This is a genomic window from Bacillus sp. NTK074B, assembly GCF_017303375.1.
Taxonomy (GTDB): domain Bacteria; phylum Bacillota; class Bacilli; order Bacillales; family Bacillaceae_B; genus Rossellomorea.
On the sequence record NZ_JAFKOH010000338.1, the window covers coordinates 1 to 206 of the forward strand.

The following is a 206-nucleotide window of genomic DNA, read 5'->3' on the forward strand; positions in this document are numbered from 1 at the left end:
AGCGGTTCGATCCCGCTAGGCTCCACCAAGTTTTTTTACGAAAGTAAAAAAACTACATTGGTTTTACGAAAGTAAAAAAACAACATTGGTTTTACGAAAGTAAAATTCAATAGTACAGTAAATGTTTCTTGGCGGTGTAGCTCAGCTGGCTAGAGCGTACGGTTCATACCCGTGAGGTCGGGGGTTCGATCCCCTCCGCCGCTACC

1 tRNA gene is annotated in these 206 nt (G+C 44.7%); it reads left to right on the forward strand.

Features of this window, described 5'->3' with window-relative positions:
* Positions 1-130: 130 nt before the first annotated feature.
* A tRNA-Met gene (locus tag JI667_RS22575) sits at positions 131-204 on the forward strand.
* Positions 205-206: the final 2 nt, after the last annotated feature.